Origin of the sequence: Robinsoniella peoriensis (assembly GCF_000797495.1) — a bacterium.
GTDB classification, from domain to species: Bacteria; Bacillota; Clostridia; order Lachnospirales; family Lachnospiraceae; genus Robinsoniella; species Robinsoniella peoriensis.
In genome coordinates this window covers 151,587-174,051 of record NZ_JTGN01000008.1, presented here as the reverse complement: position 1 = coordinate 174,051, position 22,465 = coordinate 151,587, and the positions used below count along the sequence as shown (strand labels likewise).

General features: G+C 38.7%; 16 protein-coding genes and 3 pseudogenes. 7 read left to right on the top strand and 12 right to left on the bottom strand.

All coding sequences use genetic code 11. The features are described from left to right. Nucleotides 1-364 precede the first annotated feature (364 nt). Complete coding sequence (locus tag QR40_RS17460; RefSeq protein WP_044296152.1) at nucleotides 365-2,575, top strand: helix-turn-helix domain-containing protein; 2,211 nt, start codon at nucleotides 365-367, stop codon at nucleotides 2,573-2,575. 120 nt (nucleotides 2,576-2,695) lie between these two features. Here the strand turns inward: QR40_RS17460 and QR40_RS17455 are convergent, their stop codons facing one another. Next, nucleotides 2,696-5,713 (bottom strand): hypothetical protein, encoded by a 3,018-nt coding sequence (locus QR40_RS17455; protein ID WP_044296151.1) that lies wholly within the window; start codon nucleotides 5,711-5,713, stop codon nucleotides 2,696-2,698. A gap of 516 nt (nucleotides 5,714-6,229) precedes the next feature. Between QR40_RS17455 and QR40_RS17450 the strand changes: the two genes are divergently transcribed. Continuing rightward, nucleotides 6,230-7,132: an AraC family transcriptional regulator gene (locus QR40_RS17450; protein ID WP_052377925.1), complete on the top strand. Its 903-nt coding sequence runs from the start codon at nucleotides 6,230-6,232 to the stop codon at nucleotides 7,130-7,132. A gap of 4 nt (nucleotides 7,133-7,136) precedes the next feature. On the opposite strand, the gene QR40_RS17445 is transcribed toward QR40_RS17450, so the two are convergent. The 3 genes and pseudogenes from QR40_RS17445 to QR40_RS33270 all read right to left on the bottom strand — a co-directional run bounded on the left by QR40_RS17445 (nucleotide 7,137) and on the right by QR40_RS33270 (nucleotide 11,206). Continuing rightward, complete coding sequence (locus tag QR40_RS17445; RefSeq protein ID WP_044296150.1) at nucleotides 7,137-8,903, bottom strand: ABC transporter ATP-binding protein; 1,767 nt, start codon at nucleotides 8,901-8,903, stop codon at nucleotides 7,137-7,139. Continuing rightward, nucleotides 8,896-10,698, bottom strand: coding sequence for an ABC transporter ATP-binding protein (locus tag QR40_RS17440; protein WP_027295553.1), 1,803 nt, complete (start codon nucleotides 10,696-10,698; stop codon nucleotides 8,896-8,898). The genes QR40_RS17445 and QR40_RS17440 overlap by 8 nt, the downstream gene beginning before the upstream one ends. 343 nt (nucleotides 10,699-11,041) lie before the next feature. Further along, nucleotides 11,042-11,206: pseudogene (locus QR40_RS33270) on the bottom strand (DUF6783 domain-containing protein). On the opposite strand from QR40_RS33270, the pseudogene QR40_RS33265 reads away from it, so the two are divergent. Further along, nucleotides 11,144-11,326 (top strand): annotated as a pseudogene (locus QR40_RS33265) (DUF6783 domain-containing protein); the annotation flags it as partial. The pseudogenes QR40_RS33270 and QR40_RS33265 sit on opposite strands and share 63 nt — an antisense overlap. A gap of 22 nt (nucleotides 11,327-11,348) precedes the next feature. Here QR40_RS33265 and QR40_RS33260 read toward each other — a convergent pair. From QR40_RS33260 to QR40_RS33790, 3 genes and pseudogenes are all read right to left on the bottom strand, one after another. Beyond that, nucleotides 11,349-11,615 (bottom strand): annotated as a pseudogene (locus QR40_RS33260) (transcriptional regulator, SarA/Rot family); the annotation flags it as partial. Nucleotides 11,616-11,771: 156 nt separating this feature from the next. Then, nucleotides 11,772-12,986 (bottom strand): tryptophan synthase subunit beta, encoded by a 1,215-nt coding sequence (gene trpB, locus QR40_RS17430; protein WP_044296149.1) that lies wholly within the window; start codon nucleotides 12,984-12,986, stop codon nucleotides 11,772-11,774. 142 nt (nucleotides 12,987-13,128) lie between these two features. Next, the gene (locus QR40_RS33790; RefSeq protein ID WP_394910049.1) at nucleotides 13,129-13,299 is read right to left on the bottom strand and encodes a DUF6783 domain-containing protein; all 171 of its coding nucleotides are present in this window, start codon (nucleotides 13,297-13,299) and stop codon (nucleotides 13,129-13,131) included. Here QR40_RS33790 and QR40_RS33785 point away from each other — a divergent pair. Continuing rightward, nucleotides 13,219-13,389, top strand: coding sequence for a DUF6783 domain-containing protein (locus tag QR40_RS33785; protein WP_416389854.1), 171 nt, complete (start codon nucleotides 13,219-13,221; stop codon nucleotides 13,387-13,389). The two genes, QR40_RS33790 and QR40_RS33785, sit on opposite strands and share 81 nt — an antisense overlap. Here the strand turns inward: QR40_RS33785 and QR40_RS17425 are convergent. Both QR40_RS17425 and QR40_RS17420 read right to left on the bottom strand, forming a co-directional pair. Beyond that, entirely contained in the window at nucleotides 13,379-14,515 is a 1,137-nt protein-coding gene (locus QR40_RS17425) for a M56 family metallopeptidase (protein WP_044296148.1), read from the bottom strand. The genes QR40_RS33785 and QR40_RS17425 overlap by 11 nt on opposite strands. A 4-nt stretch (nucleotides 14,516-14,519) precedes the next feature. Continuing rightward, nucleotides 14,520-14,906: a BlaI/MecI/CopY family transcriptional regulator gene (locus QR40_RS17420; RefSeq protein WP_044296147.1), complete on the bottom strand. Its 387-nt coding sequence runs from the start codon at nucleotides 14,904-14,906 to the stop codon at nucleotides 14,520-14,522. A gap of 596 nt (nucleotides 14,907-15,502) precedes the next feature. Between QR40_RS17420 and QR40_RS17415 the strand changes: the two genes are divergently transcribed. The 3 genes from QR40_RS17415 to QR40_RS17400 all read left to right on the top strand — a co-directional run bounded on the left by QR40_RS17415 (nucleotide 15,503) and on the right by QR40_RS17400 (nucleotide 18,359). Further along, nucleotides 15,503-16,327, top strand: coding sequence for a hypothetical protein (locus QR40_RS17415; protein WP_044296146.1), 825 nt, complete (start codon nucleotides 15,503-15,505; stop codon nucleotides 16,325-16,327). A gap of 742 nt (nucleotides 16,328-17,069) precedes the next feature. Continuing rightward, a complete protein-coding gene (locus tag QR40_RS17405; RefSeq protein ID WP_044296144.1) occupies nucleotides 17,070-17,705 on the top strand; it encodes an ABC transporter ATP-binding protein in 636 nt (211 codons plus the stop codon). A 3-nt stretch (nucleotides 17,706-17,708) separates the two neighbouring features. Further along, the gene (locus QR40_RS17400) at nucleotides 17,709-18,359 is read left to right on the top strand and encodes a hypothetical protein (RefSeq protein WP_044296143.1); all 651 of its coding nucleotides are present in this window, start codon (nucleotides 17,709-17,711) and stop codon (nucleotides 18,357-18,359) included. Between the two features lie 266 nt (nucleotides 18,360-18,625). On the opposite strand, the gene QR40_RS17395 is transcribed toward QR40_RS17400, so the two are convergent. The 3 genes from QR40_RS17395 to QR40_RS17385 all read right to left on the bottom strand — a co-directional run bounded on the left by QR40_RS17395 (nucleotide 18,626) and on the right by QR40_RS17385 (nucleotide 22,405). Continuing rightward, entirely contained in the window at nucleotides 18,626-19,972 is a 1,347-nt protein-coding gene (locus QR40_RS17395; RefSeq protein WP_044296142.1) for a YjiH family protein, read from the bottom strand. Between the two features lie 85 nt (nucleotides 19,973-20,057). Continuing rightward, nucleotides 20,058-21,146 carry an iron-containing alcohol dehydrogenase family protein gene (locus tag QR40_RS17390; RefSeq protein WP_044296141.1) on the bottom strand — a complete coding sequence of 363 codons (1,089 nt, stop codon included), beginning with the start codon at nucleotides 21,144-21,146 and terminating at the stop codon, nucleotides 20,058-20,060. Nucleotides 21,147-21,196: 50 nt separating this feature from the next. Next, nucleotides 21,197-22,405, bottom strand: a complete 1,209-nt coding sequence (locus QR40_RS17385; RefSeq protein WP_044296140.1) for a pyridoxal phosphate-dependent aminotransferase — start codon at nucleotides 22,403-22,405, stop codon at nucleotides 21,197-21,199. Between the last annotated feature and the right edge of the window lie 60 nt (nucleotides 22,406-22,465).

Sequence of the window (22,465 nt, the reverse complement as noted above, 5' to 3'; positions counted from 1 at the left end):
ACAGCCCCTTACTTTTGATGGCATGGTGTGTGCATCTGGCAGGAATGAATTTTCAAACACTTTTCGTCTATATATTCCATGTATACACACTATATATCATGCCGGAAATGACAAAAAAGTAGACTTTTTTTGACAGTCTGTAAACTGGTAATTTCGTGCCTTTTTTCCTATATTTTGATTATATATCATACGTAAAAAAAAGTCTACTTTTATTGAAATGTGCTAATCAATCCTAAAAAAGGCGAAGATAAGCTATTTAGATACCTGGCTCAAAAGGCCCACATTATAGTACCATAAGTTTTTGCCCCGGTATCGTGGATATATTAACTTTATTCGTAACGGATACTTGTCCTAAGGAGTCTATATGAAATATCTTAAAAAACTTACATCGGGCAGAAAAAACACTACCCTGATTAAATATTTTTTATCTTACTTTATCATTTTAAGTCTTTTATTCTTTGGCTTTTTCTTTGCTGTTCGCTCTCAGCTGAAAAATATTTATTCAAAAGACTTAAGTGAACAGACAGTTAAACGCCTTGCCCATGTTCAGGAACAATTTGAAAATGGACTGTCTGATATCAATCAAATACAGTCTATGCTTACGAAAGACATCAATCTAATTCTTTCCCGTTACAAAAATGAGAACTGGTATCGCTATCAGGCTGCCAAACAACTAAATAACTATGTAATCAGCAACAGCTTTATCAATACGATCGTATATACGGATCTGCAAAGTGATTCCATCCTCTCCTCCGGCAAATATGTTCGCAAGCAGGATGGAAAATACCAAATTTATACCGGTTCCCGTTATCTTTCATTTGATTTGAATGCCTATCTGGATGCAGTAACGGGACAGTTAATATACCTTTTTGATGATACCTCTGAGCTGCTGATTTATCTTCCCGCCAACCATGGGTCTGAGAAATATGCAATCTTTTATATCATCAACGGCCGCGAGCTGGAAAATATCATGACAACTGATATTTCCACCGGAATTACCTCCATCTGTCTGACCACTCCTGAACATCAGATTGTCTCCGGAAGCAACACAAGTGCGATGATTCCCTATTTATCAGATCCTGAAAAGCTGTCCAATGGTTCTCACTTAAACCGGGAGGAATCCCTTTATATATCAAAAAAGCTAAACAGCGACTTTTCGTTTCTGGCACTTTTTTCTAATGCAGCAATTCTTAATCAGGTAAATATTGCATTTCGCAATACTTATATAGTGCTTCTGCTGCTTGCTTTACTGGGAATGATATTAATTCTATGGGCAATGCGTGTTACTTATTGGCCTCTTCATAAACTTACTACGAAGATGGTACATACGCTTGTGCCAAATCAAAGTTATGTAGAGCAGCTAGACAGTGCTTTTACTACCGCCCTTTCTGAAAATGAAGAATTGCAAAACCGAATTGATAAATACCGCCTTTCCATGCAGAAATCCATTCTGGATTCCATTGTTACAAATATTGACCACCCTAATTTGGATCATTTTCCTGATATTGATCAATTTTTCAGCATGGAGCCGGATAACCACATTTTTGTAATCAAAGTATCCAGCCCCATTCCCAGAAAATCAATTTTGTGGAATGAATATCTGGCATTTCTGGATGATGCACTGCCGGGGCACAATTCCTGTGCTATGCTTGAGGCCGATAAGGACTATGCGGCATTTATGGTAAATTACACCGGGATAGAAAAAAACAAGGACGAGGTTCTCCTGCTGCTTCTGTCCGATCTTTATGATGAAACGGGATGTATGGCTGCCCTCAGCAACAGCACCACATCGCCGCTTGAAATTCCCTCCTTATATGAAAATGCTGTTCGTGCAAGCAGCTACTGGTCCCAGGCCCCCATTATTTCATATCCGGAAATCGAGTCCACACTCCCTCCGGGTACCAGCTTTTCCTACCCTTATAAACAGCTGGACAATCTGAGCGGATATCTAAAAATTCAGGATTTCCCCAATGCACGAACACAGATAACCGAACTCTTATCTCTGATTGACAAGGCTGCAAAACACGGAAATGCTTTTCCAGACTTCTTCGTCCGATGTGTTTTGATTGATATTCTCACGATCATCATCAATAGCATGAACCGAATGAGCATCAAGTTCAGGACATTTAGTGACCTGTATTTTGAAACCCTATATTTGTGCCGCAGCTGTCCTTATCAGGAAAAAAGCCTGGAGATTGCCGAAAGCATAGAAAAACTACTGAAAACCTTTGAAACAGAGCACGAAAATGCTGCGATACATACTACGCAGATCAGGCAAATCATCCATGATAATTATGCTTCACCCGACTTTTCCATTTCCACCCTGGCTGATACTTTTCATGTAAGTATTGCTTATATAAGTTATCTGTTCAAAAAAAAGTTCGATCAAAACTTTTCTGATTATTTATGGACGATCCGCCTGGAAAAAGCAAAAGAACTTCTGATGAATTCTGATCTGTCAATTGACCAAATCAGTATATCAGTAGGATATGTAAACACTTCCAGCTTTCGTCGTAAATTCAAACAGGAAACAGGATTTACACCTTCCAGTTTTCGTAAACAGGTGATTCATTAGGCAAATCGCTAATCTTCTGATAAGATTACTATTTTTCTGCTAAACTGTATAGCTATAAAAATGGCAGCATCAGCAGTTGTTTATACGCTGTATGCTGCCATCCTGTAATTCTATAGATGTCTAGCTTTGTATGACTGGTTTCTTTAAAATCCCTTGCTCATAAAGCACATATTCGTCCTGCCACTCTTTTCCTTCTGTCAGGAAATTAGCTGGTCCGTAAGCATATGCCACTTTAGGAATCTGATGAAATGGTCCAAAGGTGTTTCGTCTGGTCAGCACAACCTGAATAGCGCGCAAATTTTCAATTACTGCCCTATGAGGCTGGAAGGCGAGAATCACTTCTTCTTTTCCAATTAACTTGACCAGTGCCCCTCCGAATTCTTCCACACTTACACATACCTTTTTATCTTCACACCCATCCACATGATAAATCACACTGCCCGAATAAAAAGGGAGTCCCTGGTTTGATATATCTCCAATAGATAGTTTTTCTGGTAACCTTGCCAGCACCGGTTTTCCGTCATGGAAGTCCACTCCAAAGCCGCCTGTTAAGTAAACAGACTCCAGTCCGCAGGTCTTAAAATAGTCCATAACCAGGGTCACTGTATTATGCCCTTCCTTCCAGACATCATCCGGAATAGAAATTCTGTCAAAACAGATATCAATCCACTTTCCGGCACTGACTGCCGGCACTTCCCTTCCATTTATGATTACCCCGCAAATATGCGCTAAATCCTCTGCCACAAGATGAACGCCTGACGGAAGTACAGAAATCTCTACGCTATACTCTGTAGTAAGCTGCGTCAGCAGTTCTTTATCTCCACCGCCGAATTTGACCTCATACCATGGCTGGAGCATTTCACCTCCACGGTAGGGAACCTTATAGAAATCACGCAATGCACGATCTGCCTTTAATACCTCTTGCCTTGGTAATTTCAAACCGGTTTTATTCTGTACGGTTACCATATCCAGCACACAGATATTTTCCTCACTCAGAGCGTAGGAGAAGGTTTCCGGAAGTGTGACCTCCTTTGTACCTTCCCAAATCTCCCCGGCAGGTAAGTCCCGCACTGTATCGGAGATCATATAGAGCCGTTCTCCCCCAGCCTCCAGATTAATCGTGATTTCTATACGGTCGTCCTGTATGTTATATAACGGTTTTGTAATTTTACCATCACGGGCATTCCACAACTCCGGGTATGTTCCTTTTCCAAGGTTAACTTTTACATTGTCATATCCATTCTTTCTGTCTGTATTTAAAAGCATAACGACTCTTCCACCCTCAACCACCATACTTTTGGCATAAATCATATGACTTCCTTCGGATGTAACTTCTATCTCTTGTCCATTTCTGCAGGCACCCGCAATCGCATCCTCTTCATATGGAACGATTACAGCTTCTTTTGCCAGCAGTTTTATTTCCTCTGATGCCTCTGCATCCATATAGGCAGGAATATCGCCCGCAAAAATGACCCTGCCCCCTTGTCTTACCAGCTTCTGCAAAAGTTCTACCGTACTGCCCCGCAGAGTATCTGCACCGGCTACCAAAACTTTGGTATAGGCACAGGCTCCCACATACAGGGTTCCATTTTCCACACGGCCATGACGTGCCATGATATCTTCTTCACCGTAATCAAAGTCAATCCGGTTGTCCGTTAAGGCATGAAATACTTCCGCATACTGTCTTTCTAACCGTTCTATCTGTGTATCTGCTGCACTCAGTCCATTAAAAGCTCCGCTGTATGCGCGCGCCCAGACACTTTCGATCGGGTTGATTACCAGCAGCCCGCATTCCGCCTTACCATCATGCAAAATCGCATGAATTCTGGAATAATAATCTTCCACATAATGATAATCGGTATACCAGGATGATTGATGTAAAATACTTGCCGGATAATCCCGCTTTGCTTCTCCCTTCATGGTATACCAGGAAAGATGCGGACATCTTAAATTGATTCCGAAAAGTGCCTGCCAGTCACCAATATTCTTATAGGACTCAAAATTAGTCTGCCACCCTGTACATCCGTACAGCTCAGACAGTACCCACTCCTTTTTAAGCTGCCGTGCAACCGAATCAATCTGTTTTGCAGCCCAATAACACTGTGTATGTTCTGCCAGTAGATCAATTCCCGGATATTCCATATATTCATAAAAGCGCATCAGGGACCCCTGCATAACCGATTGGGCACAAAGAGAATCCTCATGCAAAACATGACCCGTGAAAATTAATTTATGTTCCTTACACCAATTGTAGATCGGTATTGCAAAATTTTCTAAAAAAAGCTGCTGGCACAATTCAAAATAATCCCGCTTTACCTTAGATATCTCTCCTGCTTTTTTTCGTAAAAATAGTTCTGGCAGATTTTCAAGCAGACTATACCCGAATCGCTTTTCAAACTCCGCAAACATACCCGGTGTATATGGCGCCGCATTGACTTCCCCCTCTGCAAAGTCGGTAAAACAGCCTCCCCGATGGGGTTCATCTGTAAAGATACCCTGGATTTCCACCCCGAATTTATCACCGCTTTTTTCTTTATATTTTTCGTGTGTTACTTCAATATAGCGCTGTACCGCTTCTTTGTTCATCGTATCCAGATAGCAGTAACCATTGTAATTATCGTTACACTGAGAATGGCGCAGGCGGAATACCACAGCCTTTTCGCCGCCAGGCAGACAATCTCCCTCTTTTAACAAACGCTTACTACTAAAAATACCATCTCTTACCCTGCATGCAAACACAGCCGCAATGTTTTCGTTCCATTGGAGTTCTGCCAGTTCCTCCTCATTTTTATAGATCATCTCCACATACATCGCACGGTATTTCTCTTCTTTTGTGACCATGCCCCCGGCACTGCCTGATGGCCACCTGTCCTCATCATACAACCAGGACTCCATTCCTTCCTTTTCGCCATACTCCGCACATTTATTGATCAGTTCAAACCATTCTTCACCCAGATACTCTGTCTCCAGTCCTGTACGGGAATGCATAAAATAACCACCAAACCCCATTTCCTTAATAATATCAATCTGGCGCAAAAGCTCTTGCTCCTCCAGTTTTCCATTCCATGACCAAAATGGCTTGCCCCGGTATTTCCTTGTTGGATGCTGAAACAACTCCTGACGTTTTTCTAAATTCATTATGTCCTTTCCTCCTGTTTCTCTGATTGATTAATAATCCCCACAACTTTGTGCCGTTACTAAGTGTCTTTATTAAGAATCTTTACTCAATTCCTTTGCTCAATTCCTTTACTCAGTTCCTTTGCTGCTATTGCCTTGGGGATAGTAACTGCTGAATCGTAATGTTTTATTTTTTAATAACATAGTAAGTTTTTGCGGAATATACGGTATCTTCATGCAAAAGTGTGCTTATTCTACTTTATTGCGGAATTTCACGTTCTTGCCAGATCCAGTTGACAATTTACTGTTTGTTTATATAATGATTATAAAGGTATCAAATAAACGTGACTAGTGCCTCCCGGCGTAAATACGTCGATATATAGTGCCTGATATCTGTGTCAGGTATGCGTCTGTGAATCGACGGCGTAGCGGGCTACGACTAGATTCACAGACGTGCAGCTGGCGCGGATAGCTGGTGCTATATAGTGGCGTATTTACGCCGGGAGGCACTAGCCAGCCATACAGAAAGGATTTTCCATGGATATTCCAAATCTAACACCGGACCATATATTTCCCAAAAAAGAACTTTCTTTTTATATAGAAAAATATTACCATACCGAATTCTCAGATTTGAAGGTACATACCCACGATTTTATAGAAATTGCTTACGTATGCGACGGAAAGGGCTTTCATTTGTATAACGATATTACCTATCCGGTAAGCAAGGGTGAACTCTATATTATAAATTCCCAGACTGCACACTGCTTCTATCCTACTGACAGGACAAATTCTGAGCATTTAGTTGTATATAACCTGGCATTTCTGCCCCAGTTTATTTCGGATATAAATATAAGCCTTCCGCTTCTGACAGAGCTGACGGACATCATGCTCTACAAATCGCTCTATGCAGAAGAAATCATTTATACCCCTGATCTCCGTCTCCAGGGCTCCATGCGCACGGATATTGAACAGCTTTATGAAAAATTATATTTGGAATTTACTACAGAGGGTATCAATTACATCCAGATACTGAAGCTTACTCTCTGCGAGCTTTTATTGAAAATCCATCGCTTCTATAAAATGAAAACTACTCCGGCAAGCACTCAGGATAACCGTTATCTCCACCAGTTAATCCCAGACTGCATCGAATACTTAAAGAATAATTATTCTCAAAAAATTACCATTGGAGAACTTTCCGGTAATTTCTTCTTAAGTAAAAGTTACTTGTCGAGCTTGTTTAAGCAGGCAACCGGATCCGGCATTGTAGAATATCTGCAGCACATCCGAATAGAGAAGGCATGTGAGCTGCTTTTAGATCCCAGCCTTTCCATTACGGAAATCAGCAATCAGGTAGGGTATTCCGACTATCGGTTTTTTAACAAATCCTTTAAAAAAATTACCGGGAAAACTGCTAACGAATATCGAAAGAGTTTACCATGATTTATTATTTAGACTGTGACATAACCAGATTATAATAAAGTCCCTTCCGGCACATGAGTTCATCATGACTTCCACTCTCAGCAATTCCCTTATCGGAAATATAGAGGATTCTGGTACAGTTCTTAATGGTGGACAGTCTGTGTGCTACAACAAAAGATGTTCTTCCCTCCATAAGTTTCTGAAGCCCCTCCTGCAGGAGCCTTTCTGTCTTCGTATCCACGGATGAGGTAGCCTCATCCAAAATCAGTATTTTAGGATTACGCAGCAGTGTCCTTGCAAATGCAAGCAGCTGCTTTTGTCCCTGTGAAAGTGTTCCTCCGTTCTCTCCCACATTTGTCTGAAAACCATGCTCCATCTCCCTGATAAATTCTGCCGCGCATACTGTTTCACACGCTTTTTCGATTTCCTCATCACTGGCTTCCAGTCTGCCATAGCGCACATTATCTGACACCGTCCCCGAAAATATAAAGCTGTCCTGCTGCATGACTCCCATCTGTTCCCGCAGAGAATGAAGCGTTACCTCTGAGATGTCATGCCCATCCACAAGAATCCTTCCGGCATTAACATCATAAAACCTGGATAAAAGATTTACAACTGTAGACTTTCCTGCACCAGTAGGCCCAACCAACGCAATATGCTCTCCCGGCTTTATATGCAGGTCCATATGCTCCAGTATATTCTGGTCCCCCTCATAAGCAAAAGTTACATCCTCAAAATCAACCTGTCCCGTGATGGGCGGAAGCTTGACTGCTTCTGGTTTGTCTTCAATGTCCACCGGCTCATCCATAATTTCAAAAATACGTTCCAGGTAAGACATTGTATTTAACAGGTTATTGTAAAGATTGGCAATGTTAATGATAGGCTGCCACATTCTCCATGCATAATCCCCCATCACAAGGATAACACCAAAGCTTACCACAGGCTTTAGCCATGCCACACCTGCCAGATACATGGCCCCCACCGCAGCCACTGCCACTATATCCACAATAGGAGAAATCAGATATGCCAGTCTGAGAGCTCGCATGCATGCATTGTAATTCTCAGTATTTAACTCTTTAAAAATCGCTTCATTCTCCTGCTGACGCACAAAATTCTGTGTAATGGTAACCCCATTAATACTCTCCTGAAAATATGCATTCATATTAGATCCTTTATTATTGACCGACTGCCATGCTTTACGCTGCTTTGGCTTCAGATACAGAAGACCTGCAACCAAAACCGGAATTCCTGCCAAAACAATGAGTGTCAGCTTAACACTGGTCGTCAGCATAAAAAATAATATAAAAATAATATTGAATGTTTCCAGAATAAAGTTAATAATACCATTGGACAGCATATCTGAAACGTTGTTTACATAATTGATTACCCTGACCAGAATTTTTCCATGAGGACGTTCGTCATAATATTTAAACGGCAGCTTTTGCAGCTTTTCGAACAAATCATTTCGAATGTCAAAAATAATATCCTGACCTACATATGCCATAATTTTAGCCCGCACCACGGCAAGCGCCACGCTGATCCCAATTAATACTACCATAGCTGCCGTAAGCGTAATAAGCTGCTGCATATCTTTTTTCGGAATAGTATTATCCACTGCATAACCGATAATTTTTGCCGGAATCAGGGAGCAGATAACGGATGCTGCCGACAGCAGAAGTGAGATAATCATCTTCTTACGATGGCGGTTCACGTATACAATTGATCTTTTCATATGAGAAAAGTCAAATTCTTTTTCAAGGCTTTCGTCTTGATCAAATCTGTTTTTAGCCATCCTGCTCCCCTCCTTTCTCAAGCTCCAAATCTATTTCATCCATAGTGGACAGCCCCTTTTGGAGCATATAAATATCAGCATAATATCCTTTTGCTTTCAAAAGCTCTTTGTGGGTTCCGCATTCCACGATTTTCCCCTTTTCCAAAATAATAATCTTATCGGATTTTCGTGCAGTAAAAAACCTCTGTGCAATAATAAGTTTTGTGCATTGAGCATCCAGATGCTCCAGATTTTCCTGGATAGAGGTTTCCGTTTCCATATCAACTGCAGAAGTGGTATCATCCAGAATCAAAATAGGTGGTTTCACTGCCAACGCTCTTGCAAGCGCCAGTCTCTGCTTTTGCCCGCCAGAAAGACCGGTTCCACGCTCTCCGACTATCGTTTCAAATCCCTGTCCCATGTTCCAGATAAAATCGGCCTTTGCAAGTTTTGCCGACCGCTCTATTTCATGGCGGTGCAAATTCGTATTTCCAAAAGCAATATTTTGATCAACCGTATCTGAAAACAGAAAAACGTCCTGATTCGCTACTCCAATGTTTCTTCTAAGTGTATCAAGATCATAATCCCTTACGTCAATACCATCCAGGAGGACACGGCCTCCTGTCACATCAATAAACCGGGAGATACAGTTAATAATGGTAGTCTTTCCAGAACCGGTTGCGCCCATAATGGTTACCGTCTCACCCGGATTGATTTTAAGATTTACGTGCTCTAATATGTCACTATGCTCTAATTGAACACTTACATCCTGGAATTCAATGGCTCCCTTTAGACGGTCCACCTTTAACTGACTGCCGTCTTCTTTATTTTTAATAGACGGCTCTGCTTCATAGAGGTCGATGACCTTATCCATGCTCGCAAAGAATCTTTGGGTATCATTAATCAGCATACCCAGGGTACGCATTGGCGCCGCTAACGTCCAGCAGAGACTGTTGAAAGCAAGGAAAGTACCTCCGCTAATCCTTCCTGTCATCAGGAAATATCCTCCCAGTATCAATACCACTACAGGCAGTGCCTGGGAAAATCCTTCAATGGCAGGATAATAGCGCAGCCATACCAACGATGCTTTCAGATTTGCGTTCCTGAACTCCCAGTTTTTATTCTTGAATTTTTCCTTTTCATATTTCTCACGGGTAAATGCCTTTACAATGCGGTTTCCCTCGATATTCTCCTGCGCATTGCTGTTTAAAACAGATAACTTCTCACGCAGTGCAACATAGTATGGATGAGCCGTGACTGCAAACCGATATGTAACAATAAAAATAAGAGGCGTAAATACCATCAGGGAAAACGTGAGTACCACATCCTTTGTAAACATATAAATCGCACTTGCCCCATAAAGAACGGCACACTCCAAAAATCCTCTCAGAAGATGAACCAGACCATGCTTACCCATTTCCACATCACCGGTCACTCTGGTCATCAGATCTCCAGTCTTATGGCATTTATAAAAAGCCCGATCCTGGCGCTGCAGCTTACCATAAATCTTATCCTTTACTGAAACCAGAAACAACTGCCCGCAATCCTCTATACCGACTATGGAAATATAGCGAATCAGTGTCCGTATACCAGTAAACACAATCATTAAAATAATTAGCATAATTAAGTGTCTGATAAGGGGATCCATATTTCCCTGAAAGTCCGCAATCTGATAAAGAACCTCATCCACAATACGCTGTGTAATCATTGGGTTTATCAACATCATAACCTGGGGAATCATAGAAAGCATCAGATAAATTATATATATTCTCTGAAACCCTTTTATCTGCCCCCATACCCATTTTGTCTGCCGCATTACTATTCTCCTCTTCATTTCAGTTTTCTAAAAGCTTTATGGACTAGTGCCGGGCGGCACTAGATACACTGCTATTAATCTACCTCTTTTTTTCAACCGTTCCTATGCACTTTCGTCTAATAGTTGTGGGCAATGCTACTATTATTTGTACAAAAAGAAGCCGAAAACTAATTTTATAGTTTTCGGCTTCTCCTGCATTTGATCTTTTTAAAACTAGTGCATCCCGGCGTAAATACGTCGGTATATAGTGCCTGATATCTGCGTTAGGTGTGCGTCTGTGAATCGACGGCGTAGCGGGCTACGACTAGATTCACAGACGTGCAGCTGGCGCGGATAGCGGGTGCTATATAGTGGCATATTTATGCCTGGATGCACTAGAGCGTGTTTGAAAATTCATTCCTGCCATCTGCACGCCCCACTTTGCGGCATATTTGCCCCGAATTCAGGTTACGTAGCCCGCTACGCGCCCTTCATCCGGAACAAATCTCCCACAAACTGTGACGCACAGGTGCCAGAAAGCAATTTTAAAACACGCTCTAGTAGTTCCGAAAGAACTCTTTTAAATTGGACAGCGCCTGTCCCAAAACTTTCATCTCATCCCTGGAAAGTCCCTTTATGGTCGCTTTAACCATCTGTTCATGAAATTGTTTGTGATGGCTAAATGCCCGCTTTCCTTTTTCAGAAAGAGAAATCAGCACGACACGCCTGTCCTTTTCACTGCGGATTCTATCCACATATCCTTTTTTCACAAGACTGTTAATGGCAATCGTCAGTGTACCCATGGTTACTGAAAGGGATTTTGCAACAGTAGACATATTTTTTGCGTCGTTTTCACCGATTGCCTCGATAATGTGCATATCGTTGTTGGATATATCTTTAAATTCACCTGTAATAATCGCTTTTTCTTCTATTGCCATAATGTCATTAAACAAATTAACCAACACATCATTTATCGTATCATGCGTATTCACATTATCACCTCTTTCTTTGGATCCTCACCTGGCTGTTAGCCATTAATTTACTTTGATATACAAAGTATTATACACTACTTCCGTGGGTTATACAATATTTTCTTACAGGAATTGTTCCCCATATCCATAATGTTCAACCACATAGTCAATATCCTTATCGCCTCTTCCACTCAGGCATACCAGGATAGATCCCTGTTTCATTTCCTGTGCTTTCTTCATGGCATAAGCTACTGCATGTGAACTTTCAATTGCAGGAATAATTCCCTCATAGCGTGAAAGCTTAAAGAATGCTTCCATTGCATCTTCGTCACTGGCAGTTGTATACTGTACTCTGTCCAAATCTCTTAAAAATGCATGTTCCGGACCTACAGACGGATAATCCAGCCCGCTGGCAATGGAGTAAACTGGTGCCGGTTCTCCTTTGTCATCCTTCAGCATAATACTCTCGAAACCGTGCATAACCCCTTTTTCTCCATAAGTCATGGATGCCGCATGATCCCCAAGTCCTGATCCACGCCCCAGGGGTTCGATTCCCACAATATCCACTGCCTCTTCCAGGAATGGTATAAACATACCGATGGAATTACTTCCTCCGCCTACACATGCACAGACAACATCCGGAAGCAGTCCTGTCATTTCCTTAAACTGGTCTTTCGCTTCATATCCCACAACCGATTGAAAATCTCTTACCATCAAAGGGAATGGATGTGGTCCAAGTGCTGATCCGATACAATAGATAGAATCTTTATAATTTTTGGCATAGGATTCAAATGCAGAATCTACCGCTTCTTTTAAAGTTTTAAGACCATGGGAAACGGGAACTACCTTTGCACCCAGGATCTTCATTCTTGTCACATTTGGAGCCTGCTTCGCAATATCAACTTCTCCCATATGAATTTCACACTCTAAACCAAAAAATGCAGCTGCCGTAGCCAGTGCCACTCCATGCTGTCCTGCCCCTGTTTCTGCAATCAGACGCTTCTTGCCCATGAATTTTGCAAGTAACCCCTCACCCATGCAATGGTTCAGCTTATGTGCTCCTGTATGATTTAAGTCTTCTCTTTTTAAATAAATCTGGCAGTTTCCTAAAAGTCCTGATAAACGCTCGCAATGATAAACCGGTGTCGGCCTTCCCTGAAATTCCTTGCGGATTCTTCGCAATTCATTGATAAACTGGGATGAATGACAGATTGTCTGATATGCATCTGCAATTTCTTCAAAGGCCGGTTTTAATTCCTCGGTCAGATAAGCACCCCCATAAGGTCCGAATCGACCATCTTTATCAGGATAATTTCTCAAATATGTTCTATAGTCCATGATACCCCTCCGTAAAATTTAATATTATGTTTATCTTAGCATGAAAGTACCATATTTTCAACTAAATTGAAGTGCACAGATACTTGTTGATTCCTATTAGGAAAAAGGCGAGTTCTCAGAACATGCGGAGCCATTGCTTACACTACCAAAAGCAAATAGACAAAAAACTCCTCCTGATCCACTGATATTTAGTAACTATCTGGTGGATCAGAAGGAGTATATGACAATTTAAATTTGCAATTACATTAGACTGCGTCGAAATATTCATTCCCGCCATCTGCACTCCCCATTTTGCGGCATATTTGCCTCGAATTCAGGTTACGTAGCCCGATACGCGCCTTCATTCGGGAGAAATCTCCCACAAACTGTGACGCACGGAACTAATTTGTTTTTCAATATCTAATAACCTTTCCTTTTTTGTTAATGTAATAAATCGGCAGTTCTTTAAGAAAATCTGAATAGGGGTCATTTACTGTTCCTAAAAAGCTGTCATTATCATACATTTCATAAGAATTATCTTCAGTTTGTATAATGTAATTGTTTTGTGAAAGTGTAAATGTAGTTTCGGCTATCTCTGAAGGAAGAGGAGCATATGGTTCAAAAATATAAAATATAGAAATAATTAACATTAGAATTATTATTCCACTGGAAAAAAACATAGTTTTCTTTTCATGCTTGTTTTCAACTAAATACTTTGCTCTTCGAACAAGTGAATTTTCGATTCTAAAACCCGAAAACCCTAAGCTAAACCTATAAAACGTAGTTTTATATTGGTAAAATACCTTTAAGCACTGCAGATACTCCAGACGTTCTGTATCTGAGAAAGATTTACATACTAATGAGTCTGCCCTAATCTCCAATAAAAAAAATAATTTTTTCTTCAAGACGTAAATCAGTGGATTCCACCAGTAAGAAATACAAAAAAGCTCAGTTACCACTTTAAAAAGAACATCTTTAAGATGGTAATGCTGAATTTCGTGTTGCAATATCAATTGCAGTTCTTTTTTTGAATATGAAAAATCGGGTAATAAAATAACAGGATGAACAACTCCGCTTATTATTGGTCCAGAAATATAAGCACTTTTGTAAATACGGATTTTTTCCTCCGATATTGGAGATGTGATATCGAATACTTCCAAGCATTTGCTGTTAGAAACTAATAATTTTAGTTTACTTTTAAATCGCATATATTGATATAGAAGTTTTATGAGTAACGTAAGTGAAACCGTAATCCACACAAAAAGTAGAAACTCATATACATAAAATTCTTTTCCTGCAAAAGAAACGGAAGTAAGGCGTAGAAAATCTGAAACTGGCGGAAGAAGCTTTTGAGATAAAATTGGTACAGAAATAGATATGAACTCAAAAGGGCACAGGAATCTTAACAGCGTAATAACCAGCAAAAAAAGCATACAGTTACAATTCATAGAATTAAATACCTTTGACGAACTGAACAATACAGAAAGTACCAGGATCGCTAGATTCCCCCAAATAACCAGAGAAATAACGGATGTTATTGTCAGATCCATTTACCTAGTCCTCCTTTGGATTTATCTTTACTTTTTGCTTCTGAATTAACTTTTCTAATTGTTCAAGTGTATCTAAGTTATTCTCCTTATCAATCAATGCCGCCAAAAATATTTTGGTTTCAAGAGAAGATGTGTTAAAGCTTTCCATCATATATTCATTTTCTGATAGTACTGGTATATATGTTCTGGCATATACTTTATTATGCTGAACAATACTCTCTACTTCTATATAGGATTTTTTTAACAAAGAACGAAGAGCCGCCTGTATAGTGCTGGTTACTAAAGTTGGTTTTCGTTCAATAAAATCAGTTACAGACAATGCTGTTTTAGATGCCCATAATATCTTCATTATCTCTAATTCTTTTTTTGTTAATTTAATTTTAATGATCATCACCTCCTGGATCTATAAATACTTTCCGTTCCAATAGATTCCCACATTTTTGCTTTCAATATTTCTTTAATAATATCAACGATCTAAATTACAATAATACTTCAAAAATACCATAGTAAAATGTAATTGTCAACAATTAATAGTATTGAAACGTTAAAAATATATACAATACATTTTTATATATTGTATATAGAAATATATTGACAATATATAAAAGGTAAATTACAATATTATATAAGTTCTTGAAAATAATATTTGAACTTTCTATTAAAAATTATATTGGCAGATTGAAAAAATAAACACTGCGTTTAATGTTAGTTATCTGAAACTTGATAAAGATCAGAACAAAGCATATGGGAAGGGAAACTGGAGCAGGTCTCCGCTTGAAATAACTGTTTAGCATAAGGGAATTCAATGAAGATAAACTTTTACATACAATTTAAAACTTCAGAAGCATATACAGCATATGCAACTATGGCTACAACAAATTTAAATGCAGTTGTAAATTTAACGGATAATAATAATAGACAATGGTATATAGGTACTATATGAAATAGCGGGGGGCGCCCCCACAAAATAAGTATGGAGAAAATAAAATGAAAAAAATCAATATATATAGAATATGTAATCCGTATTTTTTTATTAGTTTTTTTGCATTGCTTCTCTGCTTGGGTATTTCTTGGTTTTTTGAGAGTACTTTTGCAGAGATTATGTTTTTTATGGATTATAATGCTCCTGACCTAACTGAACTTACCAAAAGTGAGTATCAAAAGATTTTTCTTGATAGTATTATGCATTGGGAGATATATATTGACTCAGCATTTCGTTATATTGTATATATTTTTCCGCTCTTTGCAGTAGTACCTACAATTCCTTTTTTACGTGAGCGTAAAAGTTATTTTGTTTTTGGTGCAGGTAGATTTAAAAGTTATAACAAAACTTTAATTCAGGCTATTTTAGTTTATACATTAGAAGGCGGTCTTTGTATTTGTTTAGCGTTTATAATATATTTTACTATTGGCAGCTTTTTTATGACTCCTGCTCTTGATAATATAAGTGACTTTGCATCAATATTTCCTGAAGGATTTTACTCTAAATTTCCTTATATTTTTTTTATTTTTATGTCAATGACGATATATTTCTTAATCGGATGTGTATTTGCCGGACTTTCATGTGCCATTGCTCTTTATACAAGGAAAGAGTTTTATGTATTGTTTATTCCCATTTTAATTTATATGCTCGAATATTATACATACTCATTATTTAGATTACATTTATTTCATATTCCATCCTCTGTAATTGCTTATAATAGTTCCTATTCTACTCTAGAAACGGTTATCCCATTGATACCGTTGGCAGCTCTAGACTTTTTATTGGTATGGATATTTTTAAAAAGGAGAAGAAGAGAGATTGTATCCTAAAAAAAGAAAATACTTAACCTATACAATAATTATAATTTGGGGTGTATGCACTGCTCTTCTTTCAGCAATTATGGGTCTTGATAAATTGAGCATATATATAAACAATAACGATTATGAATTAACAAGAATAGATCTTTTTCAAATAATTTTTGTTTCTGATAATTATAGTATTTATCCTTATTTAAGTAAAAACGACGTAACCATACTTTTTCTACCCATATCATATTATTTTATTAGTTTGATGATTGGGTGTAGTTCATTCTTATTAAAAGATAGAAGCTATTTCAATTTTATATACACAAGAGCAGGCAGCAAATCAAAGTCCATCAAAATAATGAAGTGTCCATGTATGAAAATGTCCATGTGTTTTATATTTGTATTTAACTGTATGTTATATATAATTTCACATAAATGCTATTTATCCGGACTATTAATTTCAGAAAATCAACTGATAAGTCTCTTAATTTTACATAGTATTAACAGCATTTTACTCATTAATTTTTTACAAGAAGTTATATTTCAAGTCTATTGTAATAAAGGGGTAGCTGAGGCATTTTTTACAGGAACAATAGCACTGATTATAATAACTATTGCCGATATGACAATAGCAAATATAAATATACTACTTTTCAACAACCAAAATTATTTTATAGATGGAATCATCCTAAACATAGTATTCTTTTTACTTGTAAAATATAGAAAACCAGTTCGATCAATACAATTACCTTATTAAGGAGACAAAATGATAAAATTAAATAATGTAACTAAAACATTAAAAAATCAAAAAATTTTATCTGACATTAATCTTGAGTTAATGGATGGAAAGTGTTATGGATTTATAGGTTATAACGGCTCTGGAAAAACAATGCTACTACGCGCTATCTGTGGTTTTATGAATATAGATACTGGAGAAATATGTATAAATGACAAAATTATTGGTAAAGATATTGCATTTATTCAAGATGCAGGAGTTGTGATTGGTGAAACCATTTTTATAGAAAGCTTAAGTGGTTATGATAATCTCAAAGTATTAGCTGAAATTAGAAAAGAAATAGATGATAATGAGATTTTAAATACACTATCAGCGGTTGGTTTATTGGTTGAAAAAGAAAAAAAAGTGAAAAAATATTCACTAGGGATGAAGCAGCGCCTACGTATAGCCCAAGCAATTATGGAAAACCCATCCATATTGATACTAGACGAACCATTTAATGCTTTGGATAAGGAAGGGGTAGATGCTATACATAAGGTGATTATACATGCTAAAAAAAGTGGTAAAACTATCCTACTTACAAGTCATGATGAAAGAAATATTGAATTACTTTGCGATAAAGTATATGAGCTTGATCATGGTGCCATTATAAAAGAAAGGGACTAATTAATGATAAAAAAAATATCACAAATACTAGTATTATGTTTTTGTTTTCTTTTTATATGCGGCTGTTCAACAAATTTTTCTTTGGAAGAGGCTGAAAATACAGAATATTCTACAAACAAAAAATTCTTAACAGAAAATAATCTTGTGACTACTGAGAGTAATTCTATAAATCAAGAGAGTGAAAATGATATAGAAAGAAAAGCAATTGCGGAAGAAAATGAGGCAATGAATAATAATACTTTCCTCTCCATTTCACCCATTATATTAAGAAAATCATTATTGGAAAATAATAATTTTTTAAGTGACAAATCAGACGGTGTTAATGGTGAATCATACATACACTTAAAAAATGAGGCTGACACTATTGACATCTATTTGGGTAGCGATGCTGACGAAAAAGTCTATTCTGTTTCTTACACAATTAAGAATAATACTCCTTTAGATAATATAAAATTAAGAAAAGAAATCTTGGAAACGCTGAAAACTATATTAGAGAGCCTAAAAGAAGATTATAAAGAACAAGTCTTAATAGATTATATAAATAGTGCTAAAATTGGAACTGTCACTCCAAACTTAGAATACTCTGATCAGTTAATAATATATTGCGCTCAGGAGAAAGATTACTTCAGTATAGAAATTAAAGCAAATTCTTAGAAGTGTAAGCAAGATCGTATTTAAAACTATCTGCACGCCCCACTTTACGTCATATTTGCCCCAAATTTATTTCCTATTGTGAGCTGTTGATAAATCGTTTGCTGAGGTACTAATTCTACATAATCGGCTATACTTCAAATAATTAAGCATATTACAGAATATTTTTAATTATAAATATAATCTTCAAGATAGACATAATAAAACCTATAAAAACGGGGCACGATTACTGAAAAAGTAAACGTGCCCCGCTTCATTATACATAGTATTTATTTAATCAATATATTAGCCAGTAAAACAATAATCGGCAAACTTATAATTGTTCTTTCCAAAAAGATAATAATCAACTCTTTTAATCCCATAGGAACCTTACTTTTAATAATTACCGCCCCTACTTCCGTAAGGTATATAATCTGGACAAGAGACAGTACCCCGATGATAAATTTTGTTTTCACAGAGGTGATGGAACTGATTAACAATGCCGGGATAAACATGTCTACAAACCCGACCAGGGTTGCCGGTGCTGCCTGGAATGCATGTTCCACACCCAGTAACTGCAGGTACCACCCCATTGGATAAGAGATCCATTGAAAAATTGGTGTATATTCTACCAATATGAGGCTGACCGTTCCCCAGGTTATTACAATTGGGATCAGGTCAAAAAACATTCCGGTCAGCACTTTCATCCCAGAGCTTATTACCGTATGTACACCAAATTCTCCGGCACGTTTGCAGCTCTGTTCCATTGCCCAGCCCAGGGTGGAAATGTGTGATGGTACTTCTTCCTGAATGCGTTTTCCGGTCTTCGGATTATACTCATCCGGTATTTTTGAAAGCGGACGAATTCTTGTGAGTACGAAAGCCAGGAAGATTCCTACAATACAGATTACAAAGTAAAAGCTTGGAAATACCTGGGTGATCTCCAGGGTCTCTGCAACTAACAGACAGAACGGAACGGAAACAAGGGAGAAATTTGTCATGATGACAGACGCTTCCCTTCCGGTATAATATCCTCCGTTGTACTGCTCACGGGTTAGAATTACAGCAGCATTAGATGCCCCGAACCAGGATGCAATTAAATCCACAGATGCTCTTCCCGGAACACGAAATAGCGGCCTTACCACTGGTTTTGCTATGACTCCCAAAAATTCCATAATTCCGCAATCGGTCAGAAAAGGCATAATAAAACTAAATGCCAGTACAATGCATACGAGGGAACCCGCCAGACTCACCATATTTGCCCCGGTATCCGCAGAAATAATTAACTCCGGCCCCACCTTGAATATAACCATAGCCGTAATAACCAGACTTAAAATTTTTGTTATGAGATAAAATGGCGTCACCTTAAATATTCTTGTTAATGCCTTATGATCCCTGATCCACTTTGGTTTCCAGATAAAGTCAACTGCAGATACAATTGTTGTTACCAGCATCAGGATCAATACAAAATATGGAAGAATCGCTGACATCCAGGATTTAACAGCACTTTGCAGTTCAGAAATTCCTGTAGTAAAGGAATTATCCTTTGGTATGGGAATCAAAAACATTCCAATGCCAAAAACAGAGAACAGGACAAATTTTATTATATTTTTTACATTTACATCTGATGTGTTCATTAATTTTTCTTTCCTCCTATAGCGTATTTCAAAATTACTTTTATCAGAATTTTCAAGCACGCTCTAATATGCATACCATAGGCTTTCACATATTTTCTATACTCAATTTCTCTACTTGCTGCATTCCCTCAAATATCATATCTTCTGACACGTGATAAGGCATATGCTTAAGATCCGGTCCCTGTACAATTTCCTTTAAAACTTCAGCCATTCCCCCACGGTCGTTTTTTATTCCCATATCTTCCAGTTTTACCGGCATGGAAAGTTCCTTCAGAAAGCAATACAGGCGTTCCATCTCTTCTATCTGTCCATCCACTGCTAACTGAACCAGAACACCATAAGCAACCACATCTCCATGAAGATTCTGCTCCTCGAATCCTGGCAGGATTGCCAGTCCATAGAAAACGGAATGGGCAATTGCTCCATTATAATCATCGTGAACCAGAAGAGATACCATTCCCGTACTTATCACGTTTGCCAGGATAACCTGCGTTAAAGAATAGGTAACCTGATGCTTCCTGCAGTCCTCTAATGCCTGGTGCCCATATTTTAATACCGGTTCATAACATAGATTGCTGATTTCTCTTCCCATTGCGGAACTGTGATCCAGTTCGTCTCCTCTTGCAGAAAGATGACATTCAAAGTGTTTGGCAATGGTGTCTCCCATTCCAGCTCTCAGATAGCAATCGGGCGCTTCTGCAATAATCTTTGTATCGATAAATGTATGTACCGCCGGTTTTTCAAAATAATAAAAACTCTCAAAAGATCCGTCCTCACGGTAAACTACGGATAAAGCTGTGGAAGCCGCACAGGTAGCTGCTATCGTGGGCAGTGTCACTACCGGAATCTGCAGGTCACAGGCAACACCTTTTGCCGTATCCAGCGCCTTACCGCCTCCCATGCCTGCGATAAAGTCTGCTCCCAGTTTTTTAATCTGTCCTGCCAGCTCATGTATCCTGCTATATGTACAGTCTTTTCCGGAGGCGATACACTCCACCATCCGAAGTTCTGACTCCTCTATGGATGCTGACAGCTTTTCTCTTCCCTTGCGTAAAGCTGTCTCTCCTCCGATTAATACAAAACGTTTGCCAAGTTTTACGCAGACTGTTCCAAAAGACTGATATGCATCTGCACCAATTGTATAATTTGTAAATGAAACCGTATATTCTGACATTTTATTTTCTCCTGAACTTTATATGCAATTAGATGTAAGTTCCATGTTTTCTATAAATCCACTGTTTTACCGTCATTTTTATCTGTTAAAAGCTGTTCCATTTTCTTCAGTCTGCGCAGTGCTTCTTCTAGGGTTGATTTTTCCCTTGCAAAATGCAGCCGAATCAAATGATTTACGTTTTCTTTGAAAAAGCTGGAGCCGGGAACTGCTGCAACTCCAATATTTTTAATCATCCATTCACAGAACTCCATATCCGAATATCCTGCAAACATCTCATTCTCCAGATACCTGGATATATCTACCAGCACAAAGTAAGATCCCTGGGGTACAGTGTGGGCAATTCCGATATCATCCAGTCCTTTTAAGAAATACTCCCTTTTTTCCGTATACATCTGCTGCATATTTTCATAATAATCCGAACCGAAATTCAGCCCTGCCGTTGCTGCTTCCTGTAATGGGGATGCCGCTCCTACCGTAAGGAAATCATGCACTTTTTTTGCATTTTCAATTACCTCTTCCGGTCCGATCAGATATCCCAGTCTCCATCCGGTAATGGAATACGTCTTGGACAGGGAACTGCAGGTAATGGTTCTTTCATACATTCCCGGAAGCCCCGCCATTGGTACATGCACATAAGGCTTATAAATAATATGTTCATACACTTCATCAGTGATGATAAATGCGTCGTATTTCTCGGCAAGCCTTCCAATGGTCAGAAGCTCTTCCCTGGTAAATACCTTTCCGCATGGATTTGAGGGATTACACACGATAATTGCTTTTACGTTCTGCTTAAATGCATCTTCCAAAACCTTTTCATCAAAATTAAATTCCGGCGGAACCAGCGGTACATAGCTTGGCTCTGCTCCAGACAAAATGGCATCTGCACCGTAATTTTCATAAAACGGTGAGAATACAACTACCTTATCTCCCGGATTACAGACGGTCATCATGGCTGCCATCATGGCTTCGGTGCCTCCGCAGGTTACGACGATTTCCGTTTCCGGATTAATGGTTCTTCCAATTCCCTTTCCGTGTTTTCTGGCAAGCGCTTCTCTGAAATTTTCAGCACCAAAGGTAATCGAGTACTGATGAGGTCCTTCTTTTGCAGCTTTTGCCAGGGCATCGGTGATTTCCTTTGGCGGATCAAAATCCGGAAATCCCTGTGAAAGGTTAATCGCATCATATTCATCACTGATTCTTGTCATTCTGCGTATTACAGAGTCTGTAAATGTACCTACGCGGTCGCTTAATTTTGGCATAATTGTTCTCCTTTTCGATAGCAACAGTTCTCTTTTTTCTATATAATGTATCCTGTAGTT

Excerpts from the sequence above, each read along its gene's own strand:
- QR40_RS17385 (WP_044296140.1), bottom strand. The coding sequence starts at position 22,405 with ATGCCAAAATTAAGCGACCGCGTAGGTACATTTACAGACTCTGTAATA.
- QR40_RS17400 (WP_044296143.1), top strand. The coding sequence starts at position 17,709 with ATGATAAAAAAAATATCACAAATACTAGTATTATGTTTTTGTTTTCTT.
- QR40_RS17425 (WP_044296148.1), bottom strand. The coding sequence starts at position 14,515 with ATGGATCTGACAATAACATCCGTTATTTCTCTGGTTATTTGGGGGAAT.
- QR40_RS17415 (WP_044296146.1), top strand. The coding sequence starts at position 15,503 with ATGAAAAAAATCAATATATATAGAATATGTAATCCGTATTTTTTTATT.
- QR40_RS17390 (WP_044296141.1), bottom strand. The coding sequence starts at position 21,146 with ATGTCAGAATATACGGTTTCATTTACAAATTATACAATTGGTGCAGAT.
- QR40_RS17460 (WP_044296152.1), top strand. The coding sequence starts at position 365 with ATGAAATATCTTAAAAAACTTACATCGGGCAGAAAAAACACTACCCTG.
- QR40_RS17395 (WP_044296142.1), bottom strand. The coding sequence starts at position 19,972 with ATGAACACATCAGATGTAAATGTAAAAAATATAATAAAATTTGTCCTG.
- QR40_RS17450 (WP_052377925.1), top strand. The coding sequence starts at position 6,230 with ATGGATATTCCAAATCTAACACCGGACCATATATTTCCCAAAAAAGAA.
- QR40_RS17405 (WP_044296144.1), top strand. The coding sequence starts at position 17,070 with ATGATAAAATTAAATAATGTAACTAAAACATTAAAAAATCAAAAAATT.
- QR40_RS17440 (WP_027295553.1), bottom strand. The coding sequence starts at position 10,698 with ATGCGGCAGACAAAATGGGTATGGGGGCAGATAAAAGGGTTTCAGAGA.
- QR40_RS17420 (WP_044296147.1), bottom strand. The coding sequence starts at position 14,906 with ATGATCATTAAAATTAAATTAACAAAAAAAGAATTAGAGATAATGAAG.
- QR40_RS17455 (WP_044296151.1), bottom strand. The coding sequence starts at position 5,713 with ATGAATTTAGAAAAACGTCAGGAGTTGTTTCAGCATCCAACAAGGAAA.
- trpB (WP_044296149.1), bottom strand. The coding sequence starts at position 12,986 with ATGGACTATAGAACATATTTGAGAAATTATCCTGATAAAGATGGTCGA.
- QR40_RS17445 (WP_044296150.1), bottom strand. The coding sequence starts at position 8,903 with ATGGCTAAAAACAGATTTGATCAAGACGAAAGCCTTGAAAAAGAATTT.